Annotated in this window: 26 protein-coding genes and 1 pseudogene; 4 read left to right on the forward strand and 23 right to left on the reverse strand. The window is 74.6% G+C overall.

Annotation, left to right across the window (positions count from 1 at the left end; genetic code table 11):
• Positions 1 to 285, reverse strand: a pseudogene (locus JQX11_RS15355) (hypothetical protein); the annotation flags it as partial.
• A gap of 275 nt (positions 286 to 560) precedes the next feature.
• Positions 561 to 1,370 carry a crotonase/enoyl-CoA hydratase family protein gene (locus JQX11_RS15360; protein WP_204925657.1) on the reverse strand — a complete coding sequence of 270 codons (810 nt, stop codon included), beginning with the start codon at positions 1,368 to 1,370 and terminating at the stop codon, positions 561 to 563.
• A 272-nt stretch (positions 1,371 to 1,642) separates the two neighbouring features.
• On the opposite strand from JQX11_RS15360, the gene JQX11_RS15365 reads away from it, so the two are divergent.
• Positions 1,643 to 2,482, forward strand: coding sequence for a Rieske (2Fe-2S) protein (locus JQX11_RS15365; RefSeq protein ID WP_232377956.1), 840 nt, complete (start codon positions 1,643 to 1,645; stop codon positions 2,480 to 2,482).
• 192 nt (positions 2,483 to 2,674) lie between these two features.
• Here JQX11_RS15365 and JQX11_RS33075 read toward each other — a convergent pair whose 3' ends face one another.
• From JQX11_RS33075 to JQX11_RS15425, 12 genes are all read right to left on the reverse strand, one after another.
• Positions 2,675 to 3,958 carry a LysM peptidoglycan-binding domain-containing protein gene (locus tag JQX11_RS33075; protein ID WP_204925659.1) on the reverse strand — a complete coding sequence of 428 codons (1,284 nt, stop codon included), beginning with the start codon at positions 3,956 to 3,958 and terminating at the stop codon, positions 2,675 to 2,677.
• A 76-nt stretch (positions 3,959 to 4,034) separates the two neighbouring features.
• Complete coding sequence (locus tag JQX11_RS15375) at positions 4,035 to 4,409, reverse strand: hypothetical protein (RefSeq protein ID WP_088642087.1); 375 nt, start codon at positions 4,407 to 4,409, stop codon at positions 4,035 to 4,037.
• A gap of 53 nt (positions 4,410 to 4,462) precedes the next feature.
• Positions 4,463 to 4,933: a TadE/TadG family type IV pilus assembly protein gene (locus JQX11_RS15380; RefSeq protein WP_204925956.1), complete on the reverse strand. Its 471-nt coding sequence runs from the start codon at positions 4,931 to 4,933 to the stop codon at positions 4,463 to 4,465.
• A 152-nt stretch (positions 4,934 to 5,085) separates the two neighbouring features.
• Positions 5,086 to 5,508: a TadE family protein gene (locus JQX11_RS15385; RefSeq protein WP_307826198.1), complete on the reverse strand. Its 423-nt coding sequence runs from the start codon at positions 5,506 to 5,508 to the stop codon at positions 5,086 to 5,088.
• A 95-nt stretch (positions 5,509 to 5,603) separates the two neighbouring features.
• On the reverse strand, positions 5,604 to 5,795 hold the full coding sequence (locus tag JQX11_RS15390) for a hypothetical protein (RefSeq protein WP_204925660.1): 192 nt from the start codon (positions 5,793 to 5,795) through the stop codon (positions 5,604 to 5,606).
• A 26-nt stretch (positions 5,796 to 5,821) separates the two neighbouring features.
• Positions 5,822 to 6,685: a type II secretion system F family protein gene (locus JQX11_RS15395; RefSeq protein ID WP_204925661.1), complete on the reverse strand. Its 864-nt coding sequence runs from the start codon at positions 6,683 to 6,685 to the stop codon at positions 5,822 to 5,824.
• Complete coding sequence (locus JQX11_RS15400; protein WP_204925662.1) at positions 6,682 to 7,581, reverse strand: type II secretion system F family protein; 900 nt, start codon at positions 7,579 to 7,581, stop codon at positions 6,682 to 6,684. The genes JQX11_RS15395 and JQX11_RS15400 overlap by 4 nt, the downstream gene beginning before the upstream one ends.
• Positions 7,578 to 9,128, reverse strand: a complete 1,551-nt coding sequence (locus JQX11_RS15405) for a TadA family conjugal transfer-associated ATPase (RefSeq protein WP_204925663.1) — start codon at positions 9,126 to 9,128, stop codon at positions 7,578 to 7,580. Before JQX11_RS15405 ends, JQX11_RS15400 begins: the two co-directional genes overlap by 4 nt.
• Positions 9,118 to 9,921 carry a CpaE/TadZ family protein gene (locus JQX11_RS15410; protein WP_204925664.1) on the reverse strand — a complete coding sequence of 268 codons (804 nt, stop codon included), beginning with the start codon at positions 9,919 to 9,921 and terminating at the stop codon, positions 9,118 to 9,120. Before JQX11_RS15410 ends, JQX11_RS15405 begins: the two co-directional genes overlap by 11 nt.
• Positions 9,922 to 9,923: 2 nt before the next feature.
• Complete coding sequence (locus JQX11_RS15415) at positions 9,924 to 10,574, reverse strand: SAF domain-containing protein (protein ID WP_204925665.1); 651 nt, start codon at positions 10,572 to 10,574, stop codon at positions 9,924 to 9,926.
• A 55-nt stretch (positions 10,575 to 10,629) separates the two neighbouring features.
• The gene (locus tag JQX11_RS15420; RefSeq protein WP_443673942.1) at positions 10,630 to 11,601 is read right to left on the reverse strand and encodes a hypothetical protein; all 972 of its coding nucleotides are present in this window, start codon (positions 11,599 to 11,601) and stop codon (positions 10,630 to 10,632) included.
• Between the two features lie 17 nt (positions 11,602 to 11,618).
• Entirely contained in the window at positions 11,619 to 12,179 is a 561-nt protein-coding gene (locus JQX11_RS15425) for a hypothetical protein (protein ID WP_204925666.1), read from the reverse strand.
• A gap of 559 nt (positions 12,180 to 12,738) precedes the next feature.
• Here JQX11_RS15425 and JQX11_RS15430 point away from each other — a divergent pair.
• The gene (locus JQX11_RS15430; RefSeq protein WP_204925959.1) at positions 12,739 to 13,440 is read left to right on the forward strand and encodes a prepilin peptidase; all 702 of its coding nucleotides are present in this window, start codon (positions 12,739 to 12,741) and stop codon (positions 13,438 to 13,440) included.
• 6 nt (positions 13,441 to 13,446) lie between these two features.
• Here JQX11_RS15430 and JQX11_RS33080 read toward each other — a convergent pair whose 3' ends face one another.
• Complete coding sequence (locus JQX11_RS33080) at positions 13,447 to 14,061, reverse strand: phosphatase PAP2 family protein (RefSeq protein ID WP_269756881.1); 615 nt, start codon at positions 14,059 to 14,061, stop codon at positions 13,447 to 13,449.
• A 177-nt stretch (positions 14,062 to 14,238) separates the two neighbouring features.
• Here JQX11_RS33080 and JQX11_RS15440 point away from each other — a divergent pair, with 177 nt between their 5' ends.
• Positions 14,239 to 16,590, forward strand: coding sequence for a glycoside hydrolase family 65 protein (locus JQX11_RS15440; RefSeq protein WP_204925668.1), 2,352 nt, complete (start codon positions 14,239 to 14,241; stop codon positions 16,588 to 16,590).
• Here the strand turns inward: JQX11_RS15440 and JQX11_RS15445 are convergent.
• A complete protein-coding gene (locus tag JQX11_RS15445) occupies positions 16,555 to 17,040 on the reverse strand; it encodes a DUF8243 domain-containing protein (RefSeq protein ID WP_204925669.1) in 486 nt (161 codons plus the stop codon). The two genes, JQX11_RS15440 and JQX11_RS15445, sit on opposite strands and share 36 nt — an antisense overlap.
• Before the next feature lie 186 nt (positions 17,041 to 17,226).
• On the opposite strand from JQX11_RS15445, the gene JQX11_RS15450 reads away from it, so the two are divergent.
• The gene (locus JQX11_RS15450; RefSeq protein ID WP_307826199.1) at positions 17,227 to 18,009 is read left to right on the forward strand and encodes an SAM-dependent methyltransferase; all 783 of its coding nucleotides are present in this window, start codon (positions 17,227 to 17,229) and stop codon (positions 18,007 to 18,009) included.
• A 110-nt stretch (positions 18,010 to 18,119) separates the two neighbouring features.
• On the opposite strand, the gene JQX11_RS15455 is transcribed toward JQX11_RS15450, so the two are convergent.
• The 7 genes from JQX11_RS15455 to JQX11_RS15485 form a co-directional block, all read right to left on the reverse strand.
• On the reverse strand, positions 18,120 to 19,187 hold the full coding sequence (locus JQX11_RS15455) for an NADPH:quinone reductase (RefSeq protein ID WP_307826200.1): 1,068 nt from the start codon (positions 19,185 to 19,187) through the stop codon (positions 18,120 to 18,122).
• Positions 19,184 to 20,410, reverse strand: coding sequence for an MFS transporter (locus JQX11_RS15460; RefSeq protein ID WP_204925670.1), 1,227 nt, complete (start codon positions 20,408 to 20,410; stop codon positions 19,184 to 19,186). The genes JQX11_RS15455 and JQX11_RS15460 overlap by 4 nt, the downstream gene beginning before the upstream one ends.
• A 217-nt stretch (positions 20,411 to 20,627) precedes the next feature.
• A complete protein-coding gene (locus tag JQX11_RS15465) occupies positions 20,628 to 21,101 on the reverse strand; it encodes an RrF2 family transcriptional regulator (protein ID WP_204925671.1) in 474 nt (157 codons plus the stop codon).
• Positions 21,102 to 21,130: 29 nt separating this feature from the next.
• Positions 21,131 to 23,098, reverse strand: a complete 1,968-nt coding sequence (locus tag JQX11_RS15470; protein ID WP_204925672.1) for an anthranilate synthase family protein — start codon at positions 23,096 to 23,098, stop codon at positions 21,131 to 21,133.
• A 93-nt stretch (positions 23,099 to 23,191) separates the two neighbouring features.
• Positions 23,192 to 23,839, reverse strand: coding sequence for an isochorismatase family protein (locus JQX11_RS15475; RefSeq protein ID WP_307826201.1), 648 nt, complete (start codon positions 23,837 to 23,839; stop codon positions 23,192 to 23,194).
• Positions 23,840 to 23,859: 20 nt separating this feature from the next.
• A complete protein-coding gene (locus tag JQX11_RS15480; RefSeq protein ID WP_204925673.1) occupies positions 23,860 to 24,633 on the reverse strand; it encodes a 2,3-dihydro-2,3-dihydroxybenzoate dehydrogenase in 774 nt (257 codons plus the stop codon).
• Positions 24,630 to 26,195: a class I adenylate-forming enzyme family protein gene (locus JQX11_RS15485; RefSeq protein WP_204925674.1), complete on the reverse strand. Its 1,566-nt coding sequence runs from the start codon at positions 26,193 to 26,195 to the stop codon at positions 24,630 to 24,632. Before JQX11_RS15485 ends, JQX11_RS15480 begins: the two co-directional genes overlap by 4 nt.

Raw genomic sequence — 26,195 nt, forward strand, 5'->3', positions numbered from 1 at the left:
CAGCGCCGCGCCACGCGGGCCGCCCGGGGTGTACTGCGGTTGCCGGTCCGGGCTGGTGGCTGCGTTCGGCCGGGGCCACGCGGTGGTATCGACGGCATACACCCGCGGCAGACCGGACCGAGCGGCGATCCGGCACGCCGCCCGCAACGCCCGGCCGGTATCGATCTCGCCGTCGCGTAACGCCCGGTACGCCGCGGCGTGCCCGGTGACCGTGCCCAGCGACAGATGCGCCGGGCAGCCACACCGTCCCTGGTCCGCGGCCAGCTCATCGACCAGCGAGAACAACGTCCTCGACCGCGACACGAGGACACCCTCGTACAACTCCCGCCGCCACGAATCCAACAAGATCCGGCCCAGCTCGCTGTCACCGGCACCGGTAGCCGCTACGCTCCTCATCGAGAACCCTGCCCATTGATGATCTTTGTGTGAGAACTCAGATCATGGACAGGGTTCTCCCTGTTCCGCTAGACCTCGACCACCACAAATCCCCACGATGGTCAAAACACGAGACCGCGCCGCCCGGCTCCGGCCGGGCGGCGCGTGCCGCCGGTCGGATCGGGTCACTCGCCGTGGCGGCCGGGGTCGGGTGACTCGCCGTGGCGGCCGGGGTCGGGTGACTCGCCGTGGCGGCCGGCGCCGGCGGCGAACCGGGCCGCGCCGGCCGGCGCGTCGGACGCGAGCGAGTCCATCCCGTAGGCGAGTTCGGTGGCGAGCGCCTCCGGCTCGGGCCGGTCGGCCCCGGCCAGCACCGACGCCCGGTCGTTGCGCAGGCAGATCTGCGGGTGCCGGGCGATCTCGGCGGCCAGCCGCTCGGCCGCCGCCCGCGCCTCACCCGGCGCGACCACCCGGTTGACCAACCCCATCGCGTACGCCTCGTCGGCGGGCACCGGACGCCCGGTGAGGATCAGGTCCATCGCCCGGCTCTGGCCGATCAGCCGGGGCAGCCGTACGGTGCCACCGTCGATCAGCGGCACCCCCCAGCGTCGGCAGAACACCCCGAGCACCGCGTCCGACTCGGCGACCCGCAGATCGCACCAGAGCGCCAACTCCAGGCCGCCCGCCACCGCGTACCCGGAGATCGCCGCGATGACCGGCTTGGACAGTGCCATCCGGGTCGGACCCATCGGGCCGTCGCCGTCGGGCTCGACCCGGTTGCCGCTGGGCGTGCCGATGGCCTTGAGGTCGGCACCCGAGCAGAACGTGCCGCCCGCACCCCAGAGCACCGCGACCCGGGCGTCCGGGTCGGCCTCGAAGGCGCGGAACGCGTCGGCGAGCGCCCGCGCGGTCGGCCCGTCGACGGCGTTGCGGGACGCCGCCCGGTCGAGGATCACCGTGGTCACCGCCCCGTCCCGGACAACATGCACCGCCATCCCCCCAGCATCCCGCACGCGCCGCGCCCGTGGGTCGTGGCGCTGGTGGGGCGATGGTGCGGTGTCCCGGGGCGCTGATGCCGCTGTCGGGACTCCGTTGAGTGGATCTTCGTGGCCGAAACGACGCATGCGCGACGCCGGTGGCGGGATGTTGCGGGGTCGATGGTGTCGCCTGGGCGCTGTCGGGTCGATCGGGGCGGGAACCCGGATTGGTGCCGGTCGCCCGGTTTGCGACCCGGTCAGGCGGGAAGTCGGACGGGGTGCGAGCGTTGATGACGAAACTCGAACAGGCCACCGCGCTGGACCGTACCGGCGACCGGTTGCAGCGTGCCGTCCAGGCGACCCTGCGCCCGCAGCGGGTACGCGACCTGCTGCACGGCGTCTTCCTGGGCCATCCGCTGCACCCGGCGATGGTGCAGGTGCCGGTGGGGGCCTGGATCAGCGCCGCGGTGGTCGACCTGCTCCCCGGGCAGCGTCGGGCGGCCACCACCCTGGTCGCGCTGGGCACCGTGAGCGCGGTTCCCGCCGCCGTGGCCGGGCTCAACGACTGGGCGGAACTCTCCCGGGACCAGCGTCGGGTGGGGCTGGTGCACGCCGCCGCCAACACCGTCGGCCTGACCCTCTACGCCGGCTCCCTCGTGGCCCGGTTGACCGGCCGGCACGGCGTCGGGCGGGCCCTGGCCTACCTGGGGCTGGGCGCGGCGAGCGCCGGGGCGTACCTCGGTGGGCACCTGGCGTACAAGCAGGGGGCGCAGGTCAGCCAGAGCGTCTCCGAGCTGCACCGGATGGGCGACGGGTGGCGGCCGGTGGCCGACCTGGCCGGGCTGCCGCAGCGCACGTTGGTGACCCGTGAGGTGGACGACGTCTCGGTGATCCTCTACCGGCACGGCGACGAGGTCACCGTCATGCTGGAGCGCTGCCCGCACCAGAGCGGCCCGCTCGGCGAGGGCGAGGTGCAGGAGATCGACGGGCACGCCTGTGTGGTCTGCCCCTGGCACGGCTCGGCGTTCCGGCTCAACGGCGGCGAGGTCGTCCACGGCCCGTCCGCCACCGACCAGCAGATCCTCCCCACCCGCGTGGTCGACGGCACCCTCCAAACCCGCCTCCCCTGATCCCCCAAACCCCACCCCGCTCCCGCCTCCACACTCCCGCTCTCGCTTTTGCAGGTCGATCAAGAGGTTTGCGTCAATGTCGATCTCCAACTTGACGCAAACCTCTTGATCACCGGGGCGACCCCGCTGGGGCGGGCTAGCCGGGGCGGGCGGACAGCGGCGGGGCGGAGCGGGTGGGGGGGTGGGCAGGGGTCAGTCGCGGCGGTGGCGGCCGGTCACCAGGTCCCGGGCGGCGGAGGCGCGGCTGCCCATCGAGCGGCCCGGGGTGCGACCGGTGGTGGACGTCCGGGCCGCGGCGATCCGGGCGGCCGAGGTACGGCCGGCGGTCACCCGGACGGGGCGGCGACGCAGGCCGAGCACCGCACCGATCTGCGCGCCGACGATGCTCGCCACGGCCAGTACCGCCGACACGGCCAGCGGCCTGTTGATCGGATCGTCCGGGGTGCCCCGGGACGCCCCGGCGGCCATCGCCGGTGGTACGCCGACCGGCCGCTCGGCGGGCGGTTGGGCGGTCTGCGGGGTGGCCGTCTGCGGGGTGGCCGGCCCGATCTTCCCCGGCTTCGGGGTGGCCGGACCGGTCGGCTTCGCGGCGGCGGGTCCGGTCGGCTTGCCCGGCGTGGAAGGCGCACCCTGGTGCTGCGGGTCGGCCTGGCCGCCGGGGGTGGTGGCGGGCGGGCGCGGCGACGGCTTGCGGGGCGTACCCGGGACGAGGTGGCCGCTGGCGTGCCGCCGGGCACCGGTGTCGTCGGCCTCGGCGGGGAGCCGGATGAGCTGGCCCGGCCTGATCCGGTCGGCGTCGCGCAGGTCGTTGAGCCGGGCCACCTCGGGGTAGCGGTCGAAGTCGTCCAGGTAGCGTTCGGCCACCTCGCCCAGGTAGTCGCCCCGGGCCACCCGGTAGACCGGCTTCGCGGCCGGCTTCTCGGCACCGGGGACGGGACCGAGACCGGTACCGGGGGCGGCACCGAGGGCGGCACCACCGATGCCGGCGCTGGGGGCGGCCCCCAGGCCGGTACGCGAGGCGTCCAGCGTCGTCGCCACCCCGGTGCCGGCGGCGGCCGGCATCGGCTGGGTCAGCGTCACCGCCGCGCTCGCCGCCGGACTGGCCGCGATGATCAGCGCGACCGAACCCAGCAGGGCCGCCGCCGCCCGCTGCTGCCGGCGCATACCGGGCAGCCGGGGTGTCTGCCGGCGGGTCACCTGGGCGCCGATCTCCACCAGCACCGAGAAGGCGAACGTCGCCCAGCCGAACCAGCCCACCAGCGCGAGCGCCCGGATGAAGAGCTGACCGTCGTCCCGGCTGGTCAGCACGGTGCCGACCTCGCTGAGGGTGGGCAGGTGGTCGGGCAGCGGGTTGCCGGCGAAGGCGAGCAGCGCCACCGGTGCGCCGACCAGCAACGCCACCAGGACCACCAGCGACCCGAAGCCGGTGAGCAACTGGCCGGTTCGTCGGGCGGTGGAACCACGCGGTGTGGTCATGCTGCCCTCCTTCCTACGGTCTGCCGGTGCCGGGGCACCGGGTGCGTGGGCCGACGGGTCCGTCGGGCCAGCGGGTTCATGGTCGGTCGGTGAGGGTGCGGGCGGTCGCCTCGCCGGCCACGGTGACGGTGCGGTCCATGCCGATCAGGCCGAGCAGGTGCCGGCGGTAGACGACGGTGACGCGTACCCGGATCTGCTTCTCGCCGGCCACCACCGGGAAGCTGACCTGCTGGCCGGTCACGTCGGAGTTGCCCCGCAGGTACTGCGTGACGGCAGCGCGGGCACCCGGCTCGTCGATCACCTTGGGTCGGCCCTCGATCGCGGCGGCCCGGTCGATCACCTGGCCGCCACTGCGGGCCGCCTCGGCGGCCAGGTCGTCGGCGCGTTGCAGGGTACGCAGCTGACCCGCGCCGTCGTACGCGACGCCGATGACCGCCAGCACGCCGATCATGGCGACGGCCAGGAACAGGCTGATCCGGCCCTCGTCACCGGTGGGGCGGGCGGTCACTGCCGGCTCCGGTAACGGTCCAGCGGGGAGCCGAACGTCGCCTCGACCCGCTTGTCGCCCATCGGCAGCCCGGGGAAGCGCATTCCGGCGAAGGAGACCGTGCAGCTCACCCGTACCCAGACGCTCGCCGGCTCGCCGAGCTGGGTGCGGAACGCCGCGCCCAGCGACGTGTGGTCGGAGTTGCGGGTGGAACCCCAGACCGTGACCTGGGGTGCGCTGGCGCAGTTGAGGCCCCGCCAGTCGAGCTGCCGCCGGGCGGCCGACCGCGCGGCGCTCTCCGCCGCGCCGGCGTCGCGGGCGATCGAGGCGGCCCGCGCGGCGTCGTGGGCCGCCGCCTCCACCGCCTCGTCGGCGACCGCGACCCGCCCGGCCACCCCGGCCAGCATCAGCAGCGCCAGGAACGCCGGGGCCAGCACCGCCACCTCCACCGACACCGACCCCCGGGTACGCCCCGCAGCACGGTCCACCGGCACGTCGCCCGGGGTGCGCCCGGTGTCCTGCACGACCGTCTCGGCGGGGCAGCCGGACCACGGGGCGTGGGCCACGGCCCGCTTCCCCCGGACGGGCCGGGTCAGCAGGTCACGCCAGGGTCGCCCGGTGCGCGGGGGCGGGTGGCCGGTCACGGGTTCGTCCACCGTTCGACGGTGCCGTGGGCGGTCTGCCGGACGTCGAACCGGACGGCCGGGATGACGCTCAGGGACTTCCCGGTGACCGTGCAGGTCACCTCGGTCGCGGTGGTGGCGCAGGTGGTCTTCGCGCCGACCAGCCAGTCCCCGGCGGCACCGAGGAAGTGCTTGGCGCGGGCCTCACCCGCCCCGGCCGGCGCCTCCAGGACCCGTTGCGCGTTCACCCCGCTCTGGGCGGCGTGCATCGCCGTCGACCGGGCCACGAACCAGGCGGCGATCTGGATGGAGCCGAAGAGCAGCACCAGCACCGCCGGCATCACCACGGCAAGTTCCACGGGGTTGGCCCCCCGGTCCGTACCCCCGGCGGTGAGCCGGCGACGGGCGGCCCGGCCGGCGGCACGGAGCCGGCCCGGCACGGCATGTCCGAGGTCGGGTGCGCGCAGGGGTGCGCACCAGGACCGGGCGGTGAGGGCCGTCCGATCCCGGCACGAGAGGGCCGGGGGGATGCGGGTCACTTGCTCGGGATGCCGTTGATCCAGTCCTCGGCCTTCGCCTTCACCAGAAGGGTGACGGCGATCCCGGCGGTGACCAGGCCGGCGATGATCACGGCGGTCGGGACGGGGCTGTCGCCCCGCTCCGCCTCGCGGCGTAGCTCGGCCAGGCGGGCCACGGTGGCCACGTAGAGGAAGGTGACGAGGTGCATGGCGGGACTCCTTGGGGAGGGTGTGTTCAGAGGCGGGCGATGAACGGATAGAGGACGAAGGCCAGCAACACGAAGACCAGCAGCGAGCCGGGAATGTCCAGCCGGCTGGTGACGCCCTCGGCGCGGGCCAGGTTGTCGGTGCGGATCTGGTCCCGGAGCGACTCGGCGCGGCTGCGCAGCGTCTCGTGCACCTGGGCGCCCTCGCTGCCGGAGGACCGCATGATCGCCCCGACGTCGCCCAGCTCCGGTATGCCGATCTTCTCGGCCAGCTCCTGCAACTCGTCCCAGGGCGAGTGCATCTGCATCTGGGCGATCCGCAGCGACTCCCGGATGCGGGCGAAGACCCAGCCGTCGCAGACCGCCGCCGCGCGTTCCAGCGACTGCACCGGGCCGTGCGCCGCCGACAACTGCAACGCCACCAGGTCCAGGTAGGTGCAGACCGCCGCGCGGAACTCCTCCCGGGCGGTGTCCGCCTTGGCCAGCACCGACCGGTGCGCGAGCAGCGCGCAGAACAGCGCCAACCCCAGACTGCCCAGCACCGGTACGACCACCGGCATGCTCACCCCGGCCAGGAAGAGCAGCGCCCCCGCCACCGTCGGGGTGGCCAACCCGACCAGGGCGGAGAGCAGGATCGACATCGTGTACTGCTCGGGGGTCTGGTCGAGCAGGGCGAGCTGGCGGTGCGGCGGGCGCAGCCAGCGGGCGAAGCCCCCCACCCAGTCCGGCCCGCGGCCGGCGGCGACGGCGGTGCCCGCCGGTTGGTGCAGCCGGCGTAGCGCTGGGCCGAGCGCCGGGGAGGCCGGCAACGCCTCCCGGACCAGCAGGAACAGGCCGAGCCCGATGGCCGCCCCGCCCAGCACCGCGATGGTGAGCTGCCAGTTGAGCGTCACGCGATCACCTCCGCCGGGTCGGGCCTGGGCAGGAACCGGGGCGGCGGCGGGGGTTGGCTCATCGCGCGTACCCAGGCCAGCAGGGCGATGAACGCCGTGGCGAGCACCGCCATCAGCACCTGGCCGAAGAACGTCCCGTATGGCCTGACGTACTCGGTGTTGACCAGCCCGTACGCCAGCACGGCCAGGGTCATCCCGGTGAGGAAGCGGACCGCGAACCGGGGCTGGGTGCGCTTGGCCTCCACCTCGCGCCGGGTGGCCACCTCGGCGGAGGCGGCCGACGCGATGGAGCCGAGCACGTCGCCGAGGCGTTCACCCCGGTCGGTCAGGTGCAGGATCAGCGCGGCGACCACCTGGTCGCAGACCGGGTCACCGATCTCGTCGGCGAACGCCAGCAGGGCGGACCGGGCCGTCCAGCCGGCCTGGAGGCGGGCGGCGAGCAGCCGTACCTCCTCCTGGATCTCCTCCGGGACGGTGGCGATGGTGGTGACGATCGCCTGCTGGAGGCCCTGCCCGGTGTTGGAGACGTCCTTGAGCCGACGGGTCCACTCGCCGACGGCCTCGATCCGGGTGATCGCCCGCTGTTCGGCCCGGCCCACCGCGAACAGCCAGGGCACCCCCGGCACCGCCACCGCCACGATCAGACCCACCACCGGCAACCCGGTCAGCAGGAACGCCAGCGCGCCCGCCACCGCCGCCGCGCCCAACGTCATCTGGTGCGCCCGCTGGTCCCGTCGGTTGGTGCCGGAGCCGAGCCAGAGCCGGCGCAGCCCGGTGGTCGAACTGCGCGCCGGCCGGGTCGGTTTGGTGGTGCCGAACAGCGCCACCACGGCCAGCACGATCCCGCCGACGCAGGCCGCGCCGGAAACCACCGCGAGCAGTTCGATGGTGCTCATCGGCGCACCGCCGGGGCGAGGTGGCTGTGCCGGGGACGACGCCACGCGCCCGCGCCGGCCTCGATGAAACGGGACAGCAGCCGGGCGTCGTAGCCGACCCGCAGCAGTTGACCACGGACCCGTTCCGGCAGGTGGCGGGGGATGGCCCTACCGTCGGGGCCGGGCCCGAAGACGGTGGTGGTGGTGATCCGGTTGGCGTCGCCTACCCCGATCACCTCCTCCACGTGCGAGACGAACCGGTGCTTGCGTCCGCCGATCGCGGTCTCGTCCTCGACGGTGACGTACACGATCAGGTCGAGGGCGTTGCCGGCCATCCGGCGGGCCTGGTCGACGGTCATCTCCCGGCCGTGCGCCAGGGCCAGCTCGATGATCCGCTCGCTCACCCCGGCGGGGGTACGGGCGTGGATGGTGCACATCGACCCGCGGCTGGTGGTCATCGCCTGGAGCATCGGCACGATCTCCCGGGACCGGACCTCGCCGACGATGATCCGCAGTACGCCCATCCGCAGCGACACCGGGATCAGGTCGGCGATGCTCACCTCACCGGCGGGTCGACCGTCCAGGCCGCGTTCGCCGTGCCCCTCCCGGGACTCGAAGCTCATCACCGCCCGGTGCTTGTCCCCGCGCCGGGCCGGCAGCAGCTCCCGGCTCTCCTCCAGCAGCACGTACGGCTCGTCGGGCGGGATCTCGTCCATCAACGCCCGGATGACCGTGGTCTTGCCCGCCCCGGCCAGCCCGGCGACCATGATGTTCAACCCGGCCCGCATGGACGCCCGGAGGAAGTCGCGCAGCAGCGGGTCGATCATCTCGTCCAGGTCGGGGCGGCTGCCGGCCAGGTCGTCGAGGCTGACGTCGAGCGTGTTGTGCTTACGGATCACCGCGTAGGGGCGGTGGCTGACCAGGAACACCGCCGCCAACCGGCTGCCGTCGGGCAGTTGCAGGTCCAGCGTCGGCTTCGAGGTGGACAGTGACCGCTCGGTGGCCCCGGCCCGCCGGGCCGCCGCCTGGAGGATCTCCACCAGTTCGTCGTCGCTGTCGGCGATCGGTTCACCCCAGTCGACGCCGCCGCCGTGCCGGGTGATGCGCACCTGGTCGCAGCCGAGGATGTGCACCTCCTCGATGGTGTCGTCGACCAGCAGGGTCTGTAGCCGGCCCAGCCCGACCAGCTCGGCGGTCACCTGGTCGAGCAGGGTCCGTTCCTCGTCGGCGCTGAGCGGGGTACCGGCCCGGCGTACCGCGTCGGCGTAGCCGGAGACCACGGCGACGGCGAGCCGGGCCCGCTCGACCTCCTCGGCGTCGGCGTCGAACTCCCGGCCGCGCTGCCACTGGGTGAGTCGTTCGCTCAGCTCCCGGCGCAGCTCGCGGACCACCGCGAAGTCCACCTTCGGCCGGGGTGGCGCGGTCGGCGTGGGCGTCGGTGGTGCGGCGGCCGGCGGCGTCGCCGGGACGGCGTAGTGCCGGCCGTTCACCGGGGCCAGCGGCGGCATCGTCGAGGTGACCCCCGGCGGCGGGGTGCGCGGGTCGTGGGAGACCGGTTCAAACCGCATCCGGCACCCCCTGCGCCGGGGCCGGCCAGGCCAACCGGGCCCGCCGTTGCTCCAGGATCTCCCGCACCGGGGCCTCCAACCCGGCCGCCGCGCGCATCAGCGGCCGTCCGGCGCGGACCGTGCCGCCGAAGCTGAGCGCCTGCGCGGTACGCGGGTCCTCCGGCAACCGGGCGATCACCGGCACCCCCAACGCCTTGCCGATCTCGGCCTTGCCGTGCCCGTCGCCGACCACCACCAGCCGCAGCGTGCCCGGGGGCACCCGGTGGTGGGTGAAGTCCCGTTCGATGGCCCGGATCATCGACCGGGTGCCGGAGAGCCCGGGGAGCTGCGCCCGGGTCACCAGCAGCACCACGTCGGCGGCGCGCAACAGCGGCCAGGGCGGCCCGAAGACCTGGAGGCGTCCACAGTCGACGATCGCGTCGTAGCCGGGACGGCCCTTCTCCAGGGTGCGGAAGAAGTCGGCGAACCGTTGCCACAGCGGGGCGACGCTGCCGGCCTGCGCCGGGTCCACCACGCCGGGCAGCAGCAGCCGCTCCCGCCTCGGCGCGTCCAGGTCGACAAGTTGCGACCAGAACGTCGACTCCAGGCTGCCGTCGCGCAGCTCGCCCACGGCCAGCTCGCCGATGCCGCGTGGCCCGTCGAGCTGGCCGCCCAGGTAACCGGCGAGCACCGAGCCGCCGGCCGGGTCGCACTCGGCGAGCACCAGCCGCCGGTGCCAGCTCAGGGTGCAGGCCAGCGCCGTGGTGGTGACGCCGGGTGATCCCTTCGCCGAGACCAGCGCGATGATGGCCATGGTCAGGCCGCCTCGGTCAGCACGACGGCGATCCGCTCCTGCGCGGCCAGCACCACCACCGCCGGGACGTCCCGGACGGCGAGCGCCAGGTAGATCACCACGTCGTCGTTCTCCGGGGTGAGGGTGTCGATCACCGTGGCGGTGAACCGGGTCGACGACGGCGAGTTGTCGGAGTCCTCGTCCGGGGTGCTGACCAGCAGCACCTTGTCACCGGGGTGCAGCTTGCGGGCCGGCACCCTGCTCGGCTCCAGGCCCAGCGCGATCTGCTGCTGCCCCTGGCCGAGCAGCGGGGCGTCGGTGAGCTGCGCCATGGTGAGCAGCGACCCGGGGACCAGCGACACGGCGGCCCGCTTGCCGACCACCTCGTCGCGCTTCTTCGCCGGCACCGGGGACAGCCCGGCGCCCCCGGAGACCTGCACGCTGACCAGGTCGTCGGCGGTCAGGATGCGCCCCACCTCGACCGGGCGGGCGATGGCCAGGTAGCTGCCGGTGGCCCGCACCGAGGTGACCGCGAAGGCCGCCCCGAGGCCACCCAACGCGATCAGCAGCACGGCGAGCCCGAGCAGGCCGGGCCGGGTACGGCGCTGCCGGACCACCCTGGGCGGGGCGATCGGCGCATCCACCGGAACTCCATCGCGGGTGGCCAGACTCACTGGTGCATCTCCGTTCGCGACTGCGGGTCTCGCAAGATCAGTTCGGCACGGGCGCTCATCGGGTCACCACCTGGAGTTCCTTGATCTGGATGTCGACGACGCCACTGGTGCGGGTCTGCGCGATGTCGCCGCTGCGGCCGCCGCCGACCCAGTGCACGTTCCAGAACGTGGTGGCGCTGACCCGGTAGTTGCCGACCCTGGGGTAGCCGTCGTAGCCGCAGGTCGGCGACTTCTTGCCGGCGTTCGGACCGGTCGCCTTGTAGGGCGTACCGGGACCCTTGCAGGTGATTTTCTTACCGTTGCCCATGTCCCACACGATCCGCTGGACCTGCGCGGTGATCCGTACGGTGAGACCCCGGTCGCTGGCCGAGGCGCGGAGCGGGCCGAAGTAGTTCCGGCCGCTGCTGGCCCACATCCAGACCGGCAGACCGACCAGGCCGGGGCCGAGGCTACGCCGGGGGGCGACCGACGCCCGGGGCGGCAGCAGGCTGATCGAGGCGAGCGCCCGGCGGGCCAGTTCCTCCGGGTCGGGCGGGGTGCCGAACCCGGGCGGCGGCCCGTCGAGCAGCACCATCGACTGCGCGCCCAGGTCACCGCCGTTGCAGGTCTGGACGTACCACACCTGGCCCTCGGGGGCCTCCTCCTGCGGCTCGGCGACCTTGTAGTAGCAGCCGCTGGAGTTGTCGAACCAGCCGAGGTTCGGGTTGTAGCAGGGCAGCGGCTTGCCGTTCCACTGGCACTTCGGGGCCGCGCCGGGGCTGTTCGGGCTGCCCGGCCCGGTGCCACCGCCCGGGTCGCCGGGGGTGCCCGGGTCGTCGTCCCAGACGCTGCAGTCGTTCTGGCCCGGCGGGCACTCCACCCCCGGGCCGGCGGCCTGCACCGGGGCGGGTGGCGCGGCCACGGCCACCAGCACGGCCAGCAGCAGACCGGCGAGCACCCGACGGGGCACGCCGCCGACGGATCGGAGCAGACGGGGGGCGGCGGGCTCGGGGCCGGCCGGGGGCAGGGTGGCGGAGTGGGTCGGCACGGGCGTTCCTTCCCGGGTCAACATGGCTGGTCCTCGTGGGCGGCACCGGAGTTGATCAGCCAGCGGCCGTCCGGGTAGCGGGTCGCGGTGGCGGTCGCCAGGTGCCGGGTGCCGGCCGAGCCGGGCACCACCCGGTTGTCCTTGCGGTAGACCAGCCGGTAACCCGTGGCGTCCAGGCAGTCCTGGATCTCCACGGTCGGGGGGTCGCCGTCGAGGCTGACCGAGGTGACGGAGGGCTGCGAGGTCAGGGTCCCGGTGCGGACCGCGCCGTGTCGGCGGGCGTCGTCGATCGCCACCCGGACCCGGGTGAGCAGCGGGTCGCCCAGGAACCGGGTCAGCTTCGGATGGCGGGGGTCGCTGTCGCGGCTCGCCTCCCGGGAGGCTTCCAGATATCCGGCGTACGCGGCCAGCGCGGCCCGCTCGGCGGCCTGCTCCGCTTCGGTGGGCGGGCGGTCGTCGCTGGCCGGTCGGGTGGCGGGGGCGGAGGTCGTCTCCGGGGGGTCGGCGCAGCCGGCGAGGGCAGCCACCACGACGACGACCAGGCAGCTGGTCCAGTGGCGGGATCGCCCTGTACGCATTGCCGTGCCCTCCTCGGTGGCGCCCGGTGGCGACGGTCGTGGCGGCCTCCGGGCATGCGGCGGTACTCCGGGATGATGTCGATCGGACAATTCCGGGTGCTGCGGCATTTACCTGTGTGGATCTTGTGCGAATGGGTGGTTGTGGCGTCCGACGCGGCTGCTCGGGGTTGCGTCGTACTCAAGGGGCGAGCATAGGCTGACGTGCGCCGATGCAACAGAGGCAATTCATCCGAGCACTCACCGTGATGGGCAGGAGTGACCGAAGGTGGGCGATGTCCAGGGTGTCCGACCGGTGTCACCGGTGCCCGCCGATCGCGGGCCGGTGCCCGCCGAAGGGATCGGCCCGATCGGCGAACCGCCTGCGTCGCCGGAGGATGGGGGGCGGGTCGAACGGGCTGCTCCGATCCGCTCCCCGAAGGCAGCCGTCGATGCCCCGGAAACGCCCGACGGGGTGGCAGGCGGTCAGGTCTCCACTGGGGACGCCGAGCTGATATCGGACCGTTACGTCGACCCCGCCCGGACGTCACGCTCCGTGTCTGTCGTTCGGCGGCTGGCCGGGATGCTGGCGGTCGTACCGGTGCTGCGGCTCGCGGTCGCCCGGTACGCCGTACCCCCGGGGGTGGCCGACCGGGCCGGGTGCGACGGCTGCGGCGCGCCGGTCGGGCTGGACCGGCCGCTGCCGGCGCTCGGGCCGACGGCCCGCTGTCCGGTCTGCGCGGGCCGGGTCGGTGCCGCGCCGTTCGCGGTCGAGGCGCTGCTGGTGGTGGCCGTGGCGGTGCTGGCGCTGGTCGACGGCGCGGTAGCCGAACGGGCCGCGTTGGCCTGGTGGCTCGGCTGCGCGGTCCCACTCGTGCTGGTGGACCTGGCGGTGCACCGGCTGCCGGACCGGCTCACCTGGCCCGCCGCCCTCGGCACCTGGGCGTTGCTCGGGGTGGCGGCGGCGACCGGGGCGGGTGCCGGGGCGTGGCTGCGGGCAGTGATCACCGGGGTGGCGCTCGGCCTGGCCTTCGCCACCACCACACTGCTGCTCGGCCGGCGGGGCTTCGGCCTCGGCGACGCCAAACTGGCGCTCGGGGTGGGGGCGTTGCTCGGCTGGCAGGGGTGGGGGGCGGTGGTGACCGGGCTGGTGCTGACCTTCCTGCTGTCGGCGCTGGTCGGGGTGGTGCTGCTGGCCAGCCGCCGGGTCGGGTGGTCGAGCCACCTGCCGTTCGGGCCGTTCCTGGTCGCCGGCACCTGCGCGACGCTCCTGCTGACCGGCTGAGCGGGCTCAGCCGACCCGCTGACCCTGGTCGACCTCCCGGGTGGCCGGGCCGGAGTGCCGGCGCAGCAGTTCGGCGAGGAACCGGGCCGCCGGGAGGCTCACCAGCAGGGTCACCGCCAGGCCGAGCAGCAGGCCGGCGAGGACGTCGTGCGGGTAGTGCACGCCCACGAAGACCCGGGAGAACGCGGCGAGCAGCGCCAGCGGGGCGGCCAGCAGACCCCACCGGGGGGACAGCAGCAGCACGGCGGTGGCCAGCGCCCCGGCGATCGTGGCGTGGTTGCTCGGGAAGGACCAGTCGCCGGTCGGCGGGCAGGGTGTGGCCAGGATGGTGACCGCGCCCCGGCAGGGCCGCTCCTCGTCGATCAGCGACTTGAGCAGCTCGCTGCACCCGTACGCCAGGACGACGGTGGCCGGCGCGACCAGGGCGAGGGCCCGGCCCCACGGGTCGGCACGACGCAGCCGGGGCACGGCGACGGCCACCACCATCAGGCCGAGCAGCAGGATCACCGCCTCGGTGAAGTGCACCGCGAACCACTGCACCGGGGCCGGGGCGGCATCGGCCACGTCGACGACGTCGCGGTACCACTCCTCGCTGATATCGGGAATGTCTGTGGTAATCATCTGGATCATTGCTCACCTCACCAAAGTGTCATACCTCTTTTAGGCCCATCGAGGTGCAGGAACCGGGTGGACCGGTCGCATGGTGCGCGATGTCGGGGCGGATCCCCACCCCCGTCACAGCGAGTTCACAGCGGTCCCCGCGATTGGCCGCCCACCACCACCGGGTACCTCCCCGCCGTGCAGACGGACGAGACCTGGCAGATCCGGCGGACCGCCACCGACCTGGACCGGCTCGGCGAGACCGAGTCGGTGTTCGCCCTGTCCAACGGCTGGGTGGGCTGGCGGGGAACCCTCGACGAGGGCCAGCCCTACGGCATGCCGGGCAGCTACCTCAACGGGTTCCACGAACGGCGGCGACAGAGCTACCCCGAGGACGGGTACGCCTTCCCGCAGGAGAGCGACACCGTGATCAGCGCGCCCAACGCCGCCCTGATCCGGCTCTGGGTGGCCGGCGAACCGCTGGACCTGCGCACCGGGACCGTCCGCGTACACGAGCGCACCCTCGACCTGCGGGCCGGCGTGGTACGCCGGTGCACCGAGTGGATCTCACCGGCCGGGCACGGGGTGCGGGTCCGCAGCACCCGGCTGGTCTCCCTGCCCCGGCACGCCGTCGCCGCCGTCCGATACGAGGTCGAACCGCTCGACGACCGGCCGGTCGAGATCCGGGTCTGCTCGGACGTGCTCGCCAACGAGCGGGTACCCGAACGCGCCGACGACCCCCGGGCCGCCTCGGTCGTGCACGACCCGCTCGACGCCGAACTGCACCGCCCCGACGGCCACCGGGGCGTGCTGGTGCACCGCACCGACCGCAGCGCCCAACGGGTCGCCGTCGCGGTGACCCACGCGACGGACCTGCCGGCGGGGTTCACCGACGGCGACGACCACACCCCGGACCGGCTGCGCACGACCCTCGAAGGGCGGCTCGCCCCCGGGCAGCGGCTCCGACTGACCAAGTACGCCGCGTACGAGTGCGCCCCGGTCGACGGCGGCACCCCCGACGAGCTGGCCGACCTGGTCACCGCCGAGGCCGACGCCGCCCACCGGTACGGGTTCGACGCGCTGCTGGCCGACCAGCGGGCCACCCTCGACGAGCGGTGGCGCACCGCCGACGTGGAGATCGACGGCGACCCGGAACTCCAGCAGGCCGTCCGGTTCTCGGTGTTCCACCTGCTCCAGGCGGGCCGGGTCGACGGCGACCGGACCATCGCGGCGAAGGGACTCACCGGCAACGGCTACGACGGGCACGTGCTGTGGGACACCGAGAGCTACGTGCTGCCGGTGCTGACGTACCTGCTGCCCGGGGTGGCCCGGGGCGCGCTGCGCTGGCGGCACGCCCACCTGCCGCAGGCCCGGGAGCGGGCCGCCGAGCTGCGGCTCACCGGGGCGACCTTCCCCTGGCGGACCATCGGCGGCCGGGAGTGCTCCGGCTACTGGCCGGCCGGCACCGCCGCCCTGCACGTCAACGCCGACATCGCCGACGCGGTGCTGCGCTACGTCACGGCCACCGGGGACCAGGAGTTCCTCGCCGACACCGGGCTGGAACTGCTGGTGGAGACGGCCCGGCTGTGGGCCGGCTACGGCCACTGGTCCGACGACGGCGCGTTCCACGTCACCGGGATCACCGGCCCCGACGAGTACGCCGCCCTGGTCGACGACAATGTCTTCACCAACCTGATGGTCCGGCGCAACCTGCGGGGCGCCGCCGACGTCGCCGAAGGGCACCCGGAGCGGGCCGCCGCGCTCGGCGTCGACCCGGCGGAGATCTCCGGCTGGCGGGCCGCCGCCGACGCGGTGCACCTGCCCTACGACCGCAAGCGCGGCGTGCACCAGCAGGCGGCCGGTTTCACCGAGCAACCCGAGTGGGACTTCGCGGCGATGACCGACGACGACTACCCGCTGCTGCTGCACTACCCCTACCTGGAGCTGTACCGGCGGCAGGTGGTTAAGCAGGCCGACCTGGTGCTGGCCATGCAACGCTGCCCGGGGGAGTTCACCGCCGAGGAAAAGGCCCGCAACTTCGCCTACTACCAGGCCCGCACCGTCCGCGACTCGTCGCTGTCCGCCGGCTCCCAGGCGGTGCTCGCCGCCGAACTGGGCCACCTCGACCTGGCGTACGACCTGTTCGCCGAGGCGGCGCTGCACGACCTCGCCGACCTCGGCGACAAGACCAGCGACGGGCTGCACCTGGCGGCCCTGGCCGGGGCGTGGACGGCGGCGGTGGAGGGCTTCGGCGGGCTGCGCGACGACACCGGGGTGCTCTCGTTCGACCCCCGGCTGCCGGCCCGGATCGACCGGCTCGCCTTCCACCTGCGCTGGCACGGGCAGCGGCTACGGGTCACGCTGACCCGCGACGGGGCCCGCTACGAGCTGCCCGACGCCGACCCGGAGACGACGGTCGACCTGCGGCACGCCGGGGAGCCGGTCACGGTCACCGGCGCGGCGGCGGTCACCCGGCCCCTGCCGCAGGTGCCCGACCCGGGGCCGGAACCGCCGTCACCGCACGGTCGGCGGCCCGCCCGCCGGGCCTGACCCGCCCCGCATCCGCTCCCGCACCACCGCCAGCTCCTCGAAGGCGTACGCCCAGTTGTGGCACTTGAAGCTGCGCAGGCCGGTGACCGGGGTGTGGCAGTCGAGGCAGTGCACCCCGACGATCGCGTCCGGGATCTCGGTGTTGACGTACCGGCGGTCGCCGAGGATCACGGTGGCGATCATCAGTGGGTCGTGCACCCCCTTGAGGGCCGAGGCGACTATGTCCAGCCAGGTGGCCCGGCGTCCGCACTTGGGGCAGTCCGGTTCGTCGCCGCTGACCCACAGGGGCGCGCCGATGCTGTGCGCCGGCATCCCGAGCAGCTTCTCCAGCCGGCGTACGTCGTGTTCCGGGGTGGTCCAGCGGTGCCGCCCCGGCAGCGAGGCGGGTGAGTCGTACACGGCCCGGAACAGGGCCGGGTCCACCTCCACGGTCTCCCGGGCAGTGTTCATCGGATGCCTCCTCGCCGACAGTCGGTGTCACCGTCATACCGGCAGGTGACGGTCGTGTGCTGCCGGCTCGCCGACACGGGGGGTCAACATGTCGTCGCCCCGGGTGCTAGACATCAGGGCGCGGGGTGCCCGCCGCCCGGCGGTGGGTCGTCCCGCAGCGACGACGCGAGTGGAGGGAGAGGGCCGGTGACCGCGCCGACCGACGCCGAGCTGGGACCGAACGTGGCCCGGATGTACGACTACTACCTCGGCGGGTGCCACAACTTCGCCGCCGACCGGGCCGCCGCCGAGCAGATCCTGCGGATCTTCCCGGACACCGGGATCGCCGCCCAGGCCAACCGGCACTTCCTGCGCCGGGCCGTCCGGCACGCCGCCGAGCTGGGCGTACGCCAGTTCCTCGACATCGGCGCCGGGCTGCCCACCCAGGGCAACGTGCACGAGATCGTCCGTCAGGTCGCCCCCGACTCGACGGTGGTCTACGTCGACTACGACGAGGTCGCCGTCACGCACGCCCGGCGTCTGCTGCCGGCCGACGGGCGGACCACAGTCGTCCACGGTGACCTGCGCCGGCCGGACGAGCTGCTGGCCCACCCCGACGTGCGGACGGCGATCGACCTCGACCGGCCAGTGGCCGTGCTGCTGGTGGCGGTGCTGCACTTCGTCACCGACGCCGAGCAGCCGTGGGCCGCCGTCGCCCGGCTGCGGGACGCGACCGTTCCCGGTAGCCCGCTGGTCGTGTCCCACCTCACCACCGACGGTGCCCCACCGCTGCCCACCCGGCAGGGGCAGGCGGTCTACCGACGCAGCAGCGCCCCGCTGGTCCCCCGCCCGCACGCCGACGTGCTGCGCTTCTTCGACGGGTACGACCTGGTCGATCCGGGGCTGGTCCGGGTGGCCGAGTGGCGGCCCGACGGGGAACCCCGGGAGCGGATCTCCCACGGCTACGCCGGGATGGGCCTGCGCCGCTGACCGCGCGGGCGGGCCGGCGTCGCCGACCGCTGTCCCGGCCGGGCCGCACGACGGCCCCGCCGACCCGGGCCGGCCGACCCGATCCGCCCGCCCGGCCGGTCCGGCGACGGTCAGGGTGGGGTGGGCAGCAGGAGGGTGCGTACCCCGTGCAGGCCGTCCTCGGCGCGGCGGTGCGCCTCGGCGGCGGCGGCCAGCGGGAGCGTTTCGACGGTGCGGGCCCGCAGCCGGCCGTCGGCCAGCAACGCGTTGATCGCCCGCGCCGCGTCGGCCAGTTCGGCGACGGTGGCGTGCGAGATCACGAAGCCCAGCACCGCGCCGTCACGCAGGTACAGCTCACCGGCGGGCAGCGTCGGGGTGGTGCCCAGGCCGGCCAGCACCAGCACCCGGCCCCGGGGGGCGAGCAGGCCGACGGTGCTGGTCAGGTCGTTGACCCCGGCGGCGTCGAGCACCACGTCCACCCCGGACGGGCAGGCCCGGCGGACCTGCGCGGCCCAGTCGGCGTCCCGGTAGTCGAACACCGGCTCCGCACCGAGGCCGGCGCAGTGGTCGGCGTCGCGGGGGTGCGCGGTGGCCACGACCCGGGCCCCGGCGGCGCGGGCCAGGGTGACCGCGGCGCTGCCCACGTTGCCGCCCGCGCCGATCACCAGCACCACCTCACCCGGCCGGACCCGGGCGTGGGTGACCAGGGCGAGGTAGGCGGTGGCCGCCGGATGCGCCACCGCCACCGCGGCCACCGGGTCCACCCCGGCCGGCACCGGGTAGAGCCGGTCGGCGGGCACCGCCACCCGCCCGGCGGCGGCACCGGGCCGGCCGGCGTGACCCATGCTGTTGCACCACACCCGGTCCCCCGGCGCGAAACCGGTGACGGCCGCACCGACCCGCAGCACCGTGCCGGCCAGGTCCCGTCCGATGACGAACGGGAAGGTCAGCGGGGTGCGGAACGCGCCGGACCGGACGAAGGTGTCCACCCGGTTCACCGGGCTCGCCTCGACCCTGACCAGCACCTCGGTCGGCATCGGTTCGGGCGCGGGCAGCGGGCCGACCCGGATCGTCTCGGCGGGCCCGGTGCGGTCCACGTACGCGGCGGTCGTGGTGTCCGTCGCGCCGGACCGGGGTGCCGGCGGGGCCGACCAACCCGCACCCGGCGTCGGTCGGGCGGCGGGGACCCGGCCGGTCACGACGTCACCGCCGGGGTACGCCCGGTGATCCGCTGTCCGAGGTGGAGCACCAGTAGGGCCAGCACCGCCCCGGCCGCGCCGAGGGCGTACATGGTGGGCACGCCGGAGGTGAGGGTCGCCCCGCCGACGGTGGTGCCGAGGCCGATGCCGAGGTAGATGGCCGACGAGTTCAGCGACACCACCAGTGGGGCCTGCTGCGGCGCGGCGGCGATCAGGCGGTGCTGCTGCGCCGGGGTCTGACACCAGCTCGCCGCACCCCACGCGCCGACGAGCAGTCCGACCAGGAGGACCGGCGCGGACCCGGCGGTGCTGAGCGCGCCGAGCACGCCCAGTGCGACGACCATCGCGGCGTACCCGACCACCAGCACCGGCACCGCGCCCCACCGGTCGGTGGCGTAGCCGGAGGCGACGTTGCCGGCGACCGCACCCGCCCCGTAGACCAGCAGCATCAGGTTGACCTGGTACGCGCCGACGCCGAGCGCGCCGAGGGTGGGCACCGCGAAGGCGTACACCGTGTAGGCGGCGGCCATGCCGATCACGGTGAGCGGCAGCACGGCGAGCACGCCCGGCCGGCGCAGCGCGGTCAACCGGTCGCGCAGCGGCACCGCCGCCGCGCCGGGCAGCGCGGGCATCACCAGCCGGACGGCCACCGCCACGGCCAGCGCGAGCAGGGCCACCGCGACGAGCGCCGCCCGCCAGCCGAGCCACTGGCCGGTCAGCCCACCCAGCGGGACGCCCAGCGCGGTGGCGACGGTGAGCCCGCCGATCACCACCGCGAGGGCCCGCCCGCGCAGCGCCGGTGACACCAGGGAGGCGCCGGCCGCACCCGCGTTCGGGGTGTACGCGGCGGCACCGGCGGCGGCGACGATCCGGCCGACGATCAGCACCGGCAGCGTGTCGGCGGCGGCCGAGACCAGGTTGCCGGCGGCGAGCACCAGCAACGCGGTGACGAGCAGGGTACGGCGCGGCAGCCGGGCGGTCAGCGTGGACAGCACCGGGGCCAGGACCGCGTACGAGATGGAGAAGACCGTCACCGACTGCCCGGCGGCGGCGGTGGAGACGCGCAGCGCGGCGGCCATGTCGGGGAGCAGCCCGGCGACCACGAACGCGTCGGTGCCGACGGCGAAGGTGCCGGCCGCGAGGATCAGGGTGAAGCGCAGGCCCCGACCGGGCCCGGCGGTGGTGGCCGGCTCCGGGCCGGTGCGGGTGTGCAGGTGGGACATGGGGTCTCCGGATGCGGGACGGCATGCGGCGGCGCGGCGGAGCGCGCCGGGCACGGGATTCGGGTGTGGACGACCACCGGGCCGGCGGCGGGGTCCGTCCGGCCCGGCGACCGGTGTTGCGGTCGCGGATGGCCCCGGCCGGTCGCGGGTGGACCGGTGGTCGGCGGGTGCGTGGGCCGACGGTCGGTCGGCGGTCGCGGCGGTGACGGGCGGGGCGTCAGCCGCGCAGCAGGGCGTAGCGGCTACGGGTGCGTTCGGCCGCCTCCGGCGGTGCCGAGGCGAGCAGGTCGGCCAGGGTGTGGCCGGCCAGCTCGCGTCGCCAGGCCAGGTCGGCGCGGTGCATGACGGTGCTGATGGCGCAGGGGGTGCGGAACTCCGGCGCGGAGGGGTCGACCCCCGCGCCGCGCTGGCGGATCTCGGTGCACCGGAACGGGTTGTCGGCCCCCTCGATCGCCACCGTCACGTCCATCACCGTCACGTCCGCCGGTTGGCGGGCGAGCCGGAACCCGCCGCGCGCGCCGGGCACCGACTGGAGGATGCCGGCCCTGGTCAGGGCTTGGAGGCACTTGGTGAGGTAGGCCGGAGGCAGCTCGAACCACTCGGCGAGCCGGACGGCGGGCATCGGGTGTTCGCCGCCGATCCAGGCGAGGGTGAGGCAGCAGTGCAACCCCCACTCGACCTGCTCGCTCATCCGCATAACCTGGATAATACACGTCCTGGTTAGCTTCGGGAGTCGACGCCGACGGCCGAGAGCACCCGCGCCGTGCCCGGCTGCGGCAGGACCCGCAGCAGTTCCCGCAGGATGCCCACCCCGTCCTCGGTCAGGATCGACTCCGGATGGAACTGCACCGACGCGAACCCGGCCGCCCGCAACGCGTACACGTCGCCGGTTGCCGGATCCCGGCTCACCTGGACCGTTCCGGGGTGCCGCCCCGGCGGCAGCAGCGAGGTGGGGCAGCGCCCGGTGAAGGTGTTGTAGAAGGCGACCCGGCGCGGCACGCCGAACAACCGGATCTCCTTCTGCACCCCCTGGTTGGGCACCGGCAGCCGGTGCAGCGGGACACCCAGCAGGTCGCACAGCACCTGATGGCTCAGGCACACGGCGAGGAACGGGCGGCGACCGGCCAGCAACGTGCCGATCGTCTCCCGCAGCAGCCGCACCCTCGGGTCGGCGTCGTCGCGCGGGTCACCCGGACCGGGCCCCAGCACCACCAGGTCGTACCCGTCGACGGTGAACGACTCGTCGTGCCGGCGTACCGTCACGTCCAGCCCCAGCGAGCGCAGTTGCTGGCCGAGCATGACGGCGAAGGTGTCCTCGGCGTCGACCACCAGCACCCGCCGGCCGTCGAGCACCGGATCGGCGTCACCGGCCCGGTGCGGGCCCCCGGTGCCGGGCTGGTCGGACGCCAACCAGAACCGGCCGACCCGCTCGTTGCGCTGCCCCAGCGCCCGCCGTACCCGCGGATGGCCGGCCAGCCCGCCGGCCGGCCGGGCGTGCAGGGCGGCCAACAGGCCGGCGGCCTTCGCCCGGGTCTCCGCCGCCTCCGCCACCGGGTCCGAGTCGCGCACCAGCGTCGCACCGACCGACAGACGCAGCCGCCCACCGGAGTCGATGTCGGCGGTACGGATCACGATCGTCGAGTCCAACGTCCGGCGGCCGTCCCGGTCGTGGCCGATCAGGGCCAGCGCGCCGCTGTAGTAGGCGCGGCCCGTCGGCTCGTACCGGCCGATCACCCGGGTGGCGTTCTGCAACGGGCTACCGACCACCGTCGGGGCGAACATCGTCTCCCGCAGCACGTCCCGCACGTCCGCGTCGGTGCCCCCCTCGACCAGGTACTCGGTGTGTGCGAGCCGGGCCATCTCCCGCAGGTACGGGCCCCGGACCCGGGCGCCGTCCGGGCAGATCCGGGCCATCATCTTCAGTTCCTCGTCGACGACCATGAACAACTCGGCCGTCTCCTTGGAGGTGGCGAGGAAGTCGAGCACGCCGGGCAGGGTCGGCCCGGACTCCGGGTACCGGTAGGTGCCGCTGATCGGGTTCATCACCGCCCGCCCGCCGGTCAGGCTGACGTGCCGTTCCGGGCTCGCCCCGACCAGCGTCCGGTCACCGGTGTGCACCAGGAACGTCCAGTACGCGCCGTTCTCCGCCGCGAGCAGCCGACGGAACAACCGCAGCGCGGCGGTCAACGGGTCCCCGCTCAGGTTGGCGATCCAGGTGCGCTTGAGGACGAAGTTGGCCCCCTGGCCGCTGCCGATCTCGGCGTCGAGCACCGCGCGCACCAGCCCGGCGTACGTGGCGTCGGACAGGTCGTAGTCGCCGGGGCCGACCGGGATCTCACCGTCGGGGATGCGCCGCAGCACCTCGGCCAGCGGCAGCACCTCCTGCTGCTCGACCCGCATCGCCAGCAGCGGGGTGCCGTCGTCGGGGGCGTCGAACCCCCGCTCGGCGAGCTGCCGGTAGGGGATCAGCACCAGCAGGTCCTCGCCGGCCGGGGAACCGGCGGGGTCGGGCAGGGGCAGGTCGGCCAGCCGGTCGACCGGGGCGACCGGCCCGGCGAGCACGTCGACCCAGCCGTAGTCGTGCGCGTACGGCCGGTGCAGCAGGGCGAACGGTCCATGGCACCCGGCCCGGTCGGCGGGTGGCAGCGGGACCGGGTCGGACGACGGTGGTCGGTGCTGCGTGGACATCGGCCGCCTCCTCTCGTGGTGGTGGGTGCCCGACCGGCCGGTACAGGTTCCGGCCGGTCGGGGATACGACGGTGGGCGCGGCCCGGCCCGTGCTCAGGCGTGGGCGGCGGTGGTGACGGACAGCGCGGCGAGCAGGGTGTCGGTGTCGGCGACCACGGCGCACCGGTTCGCCGCGTAGGTCAGGGCCATCCGGTGGTCCTCGGCGGTGAAGTCGGCCACCGCATCGGCGGCGACGAACGTCTCGATGTCGTGCGAGAACGCGTCGCAGGCGGTGGCCAGCACGCCGACGTGCGCGTACACGCCGCAGACGACGAGCTGGTCACGGCCGGCAGCGCGGATGCGGTCCAGCAGGTCGGTGCGGTGGAACGCGCTGTAGCGCCACTTGGTGAGCACCCAGTCCCCGACGGCGGGGGCCAGCGCCGGGTCGACCCGACGCTGCTGCGGCTCGGCGGTCATTCCCGGCCCCCAGAAGTCGGCGAGCAGGCCCCGTTGCAGCGGGGTCATCGAGCCCGGCTGCGCGGTGTACGCCACCGGCACCCCCAGCTCGGCGCAGCGGGCCCGCAGCCGGGCCGCGTTGTGCCGCAGGGCCCGGCCCGGCTGCGCGTCGGGCGGGAACGGACGCAGGAAGTAGCCCTGCATGTCGTGGACGAGCAGCACCGCGCGGGCCGGGTCGGGCACCCAGCCGACGGTGTTGCCGGGCAGGTCGGGAAGGTCGTACCGGATGGTGTCCGGGATGCCCACGGTTGCCTCCTCGGTCGGGCTCAGACGCCGAGCGTGGCGCCGCCGTCGACGGTCAGGTGCTGCATGGTGATGTGCCGGGCGTCGTCGGAGATGAGGAACAGCACGGCGGCGGCGATGTCGGCCGGGTCGGCGATCCGGCCGAGCGGAATGCCCACCCGGTACGCCTCCGGCACCCCGCCGATGGTGGAGCGCCGGGCGGCGTCGTCGGGCAGCAGCGCGGCCAGCATCGGGGTGTCGGTGGAGCCGGGGGCCACCACGTTGCACCGGATGCCGTACCTGGCGAGTTCCAGCCCGAGCGCCTTGGTGAACGCGGTGGCCGCCGCCTTGGACGCCCCGTACGCCGACATGCCGGCGCGGGCGGTGCCGGCGGCGTTGGAGGCGACGGTGACGATGGTGCCACGTCGTCGGGGCACCATCCGGTCGGCCACCGCCCGGCAGGTGTGGAACACCCCTGTCGCGTTGACCGCGAAGGTGTGCTGCCAGTCCTCCTCGGTCAGCGTGCGGGCCTCGCCCGAGCGCAGCACCCCGGCGGCGTTGACCAGCGCGTCGATCGGTCCGAGCGTCCGTTCGACGGTGTCCACCAGGTCGCGTACCGCCGCGCCCGAGCGGACGTCGGCCGGGTACGCGGTCAGCGGCAGCCCGGCGGAACGGGCCTCGTCCACGGTGGCCCGCAGCCGGTCGGCGTCGCTGTCGACGGCGGCGACCGGGGTGCCGCGCCGGGCCAGTGCCCGCGCCACCTCGGCGCCGATCCCGCCGGCCGCGCCGGTGACCAGGGCCGTGCCGTCGGTGCTCACCGACCGACACCTTCGGCGACGAGCGCCCGGGCCAGCTCCAGCCGCTTGATCTTGGTGGTGGCGGTGTGCGGCAGGTCGGCCAGCCGGCGGTGCACCGGGTCGGCCATCGGCGGCAACCCCTGGGCCGCCGCCTGCCAGGCGTCGAGGTCGAGGGGCTTGTCGTCGCGCGTGCACACCACCGGCACCGGCCGGCCCTCGGTGCCCACGATGATCACCTCGGTGAGGTCGCTCATCCGGGCCAGCAGGTGGTCCTCGGCGACCAGGGTGCTGCCGAAGCCGGGCACCACGTCGACCTCGCGGTCGAGCAGGTGCAGGCAGCCCCACCGGGTGCGGTAGCCGACGTCGCCCATCTTCCACCAGCCGCCGTCGACCTGGGCCGCGTAGCGTTCCGGCTCGCCGAGGAAGGTGACCGCCCGTCCGTCGCTGCGGGCCTCGATCCGACCCGGCGACTCCCGGGTCGGGGGTCGGCCGTCGATCGACACGACCCGGATGTCGGTCATGCCGGGGAACGGCACGCCGACGCAGCGCCCGTCGTGCTCCGGCTCCCACCGCCTGCTGTACGTCCGACCGACCACCGGGCCGGTCTCGCTCTGGCCGTAGAGCTGGGCGAACTTCGGGTTGCGGTGCTCGGAGGCGGCGAGCATCCGGCGGATGGTGCGCGGGTGGATCGCGTCGAACGTGCTGCTGAAGTAGCGGACGCTGGCCAGCGGCCGGCGCGGGTCCTCGGCCAGTTCCTCCCAGCGCAGGAACGAGTTGGGGTGCGCCTCGATCACGCCGGGCCGGAACCGGGTGAGCAGTTCGGCGGCGCGCGCCGGGTCGTCGTCGGCGAGCACGATCAGCGGTACGCCGCGCGACAGCGCCAGCGTCATCGCGCTGATCGCCCGGGAGTGCACGAACGACACGTGCAGCAGCAGCGGTTCCCGGCGGCGGACCAGCGCGGCGATGGTGGCCTGCGGCCGGTACCGGGCCTGGAGCGACCGGCCGGTGTGCACCGCCATCTTGGGGATGCCGGTGGTGCCGGAGGTGTGGGTGACCAGCGACGGATGGTCGGCGGGCATGGTCACCGGCGCGACCCGGGGTACGCCGGCCAGTTCGGCCAGCGCGGTACCCGCCGGGTGGGTGCCGGCGGCGAGCAGCACCCCGTCGGCCAGTTCGCCGATGCCCTCGGGCAGGGTGCCGGTCAGCTTCGTCCCGTCGGTGAGCAGGTACGCCGGGGCCGCCCGGCGCAACAGCTCGGCGACCGTCGCACCGTCCAGCTTGGGGGAGAGCAGCACCGGTACCGCGCCGATGCGGGCGACGGCGACGGCGAGCAGCGGGATGTCGAACCCGTCCGACTTGTAGACGACCACCCGGTCGCCGGGGCGGATGCGTGCCGCCCAGAGCCGGGAGGCGAGGTCGTCGACGAGGTCCGCGAGTTCGGCCATCGCGATCCGGCGGCCGAGCTCCGGGGCGACGTCCAGGTCGTGGTCGAGGATGAGCAGGTTGGCGGGGTGCCGGGCGAGTGCCCGGTCGAACACCGTGCCGAGTCGGATTCCCTGGTTGGCGACGCGTTGCAGCAGCAT

The sequence above is a fragment of the Micromonospora humida genome, assembly GCF_016901255.1.
GTDB classification, from domain to species: domain Bacteria; phylum Actinomycetota; class Actinomycetes; order Mycobacteriales; family Micromonosporaceae; genus Micromonospora; species Micromonospora wenchangensis.

Bases quoted from the DNA above. Each gene is read 5' to 3' on its own strand.
- JQX11_RS15360 (WP_204925657.1), bottom strand. From the start codon at position 1,370: ATGGCGGTGCATGTTGTCCGGGACGGGGCGGTGACCACGGTGATCCTC.
- JQX11_RS15365 (WP_232377956.1), top strand. From the start codon at position 1,643: ATGACGAAACTCGAACAGGCCACCGCGCTGGACCGTACCGGCGACCGG.
- JQX11_RS33075 (WP_204925659.1), bottom strand. From the start codon at position 3,958: ATGACCACACCGCGTGGTTCCACCGCCCGACGAACCGGCCAGTTGCTC.
- JQX11_RS15375 (WP_088642087.1), bottom strand. From the start codon at position 4,409: ATGATCGGCGTGCTGGCGGTCATCGGCGTCGCGTACGACGGCGCGGGT.
- JQX11_RS15390 (WP_204925660.1), bottom strand. From the start codon at position 5,795: ATGCACCTCGTCACCTTCCTCTACGTGGCCACCGTGGCCCGCCTGGCC.
- JQX11_RS15400 (WP_204925662.1), bottom strand. From the start codon at position 7,581: ATGAGCACCATCGAACTGCTCGCGGTGGTTTCCGGCGCGGCCTGCGTC.
- JQX11_RS15405 (WP_204925663.1), bottom strand. From the start codon at position 9,128: ATGCGGTTTGAACCGGTCTCCCACGACCCGCGCACCCCGCCGCCGGGG.
- JQX11_RS15410 (WP_204925664.1), bottom strand. From the start codon at position 9,921: ATGGCCATCATCGCGCTGGTCTCGGCGAAGGGATCACCCGGCGTCACC.
- JQX11_RS15425 (WP_204925666.1), bottom strand. From the start codon at position 12,179: ATGCGTACAGGGCGATCCCGCCACTGGACCAGCTGCCTGGTCGTCGTC.
- JQX11_RS15430 (WP_204925959.1), top strand. From the start codon at position 12,739: ATGCTGGCGGTCGTACCGGTGCTGCGGCTCGCGGTCGCCCGGTACGCC.
- JQX11_RS33080 (WP_269756881.1), bottom strand. From the start codon at position 14,061: ATGATTACCACAGACATTCCCGATATCAGCGAGGAGTGGTACCGCGAC.
- JQX11_RS15445 (WP_204925669.1), bottom strand. From the start codon at position 17,040: ATGAACACTGCCCGGGAGACCGTGGAGGTGGACCCGGCCCTGTTCCGG.
- JQX11_RS15460 (WP_204925670.1), bottom strand. From the start codon at position 20,410: ATGTCCCACCTGCACACCCGCACCGGCCCGGAGCCGGCCACCACCGCC.
- JQX11_RS15465 (WP_204925671.1), bottom strand. From the start codon at position 21,101: ATGAGCGAGCAGGTCGAGTGGGGGTTGCACTGCTGCCTCACCCTCGCC.
- JQX11_RS15470 (WP_204925672.1), bottom strand. From the start codon at position 23,098: ATGTCCACGCAGCACCGACCACCGTCGTCCGACCCGGTCCCGCTGCCA.
- JQX11_RS15485 (WP_204925674.1), bottom strand. From the start codon at position 26,195: ATGCTGCTGCAACGCGTCGCCAACCAGGGAATCCGACTCGGCACGGTG.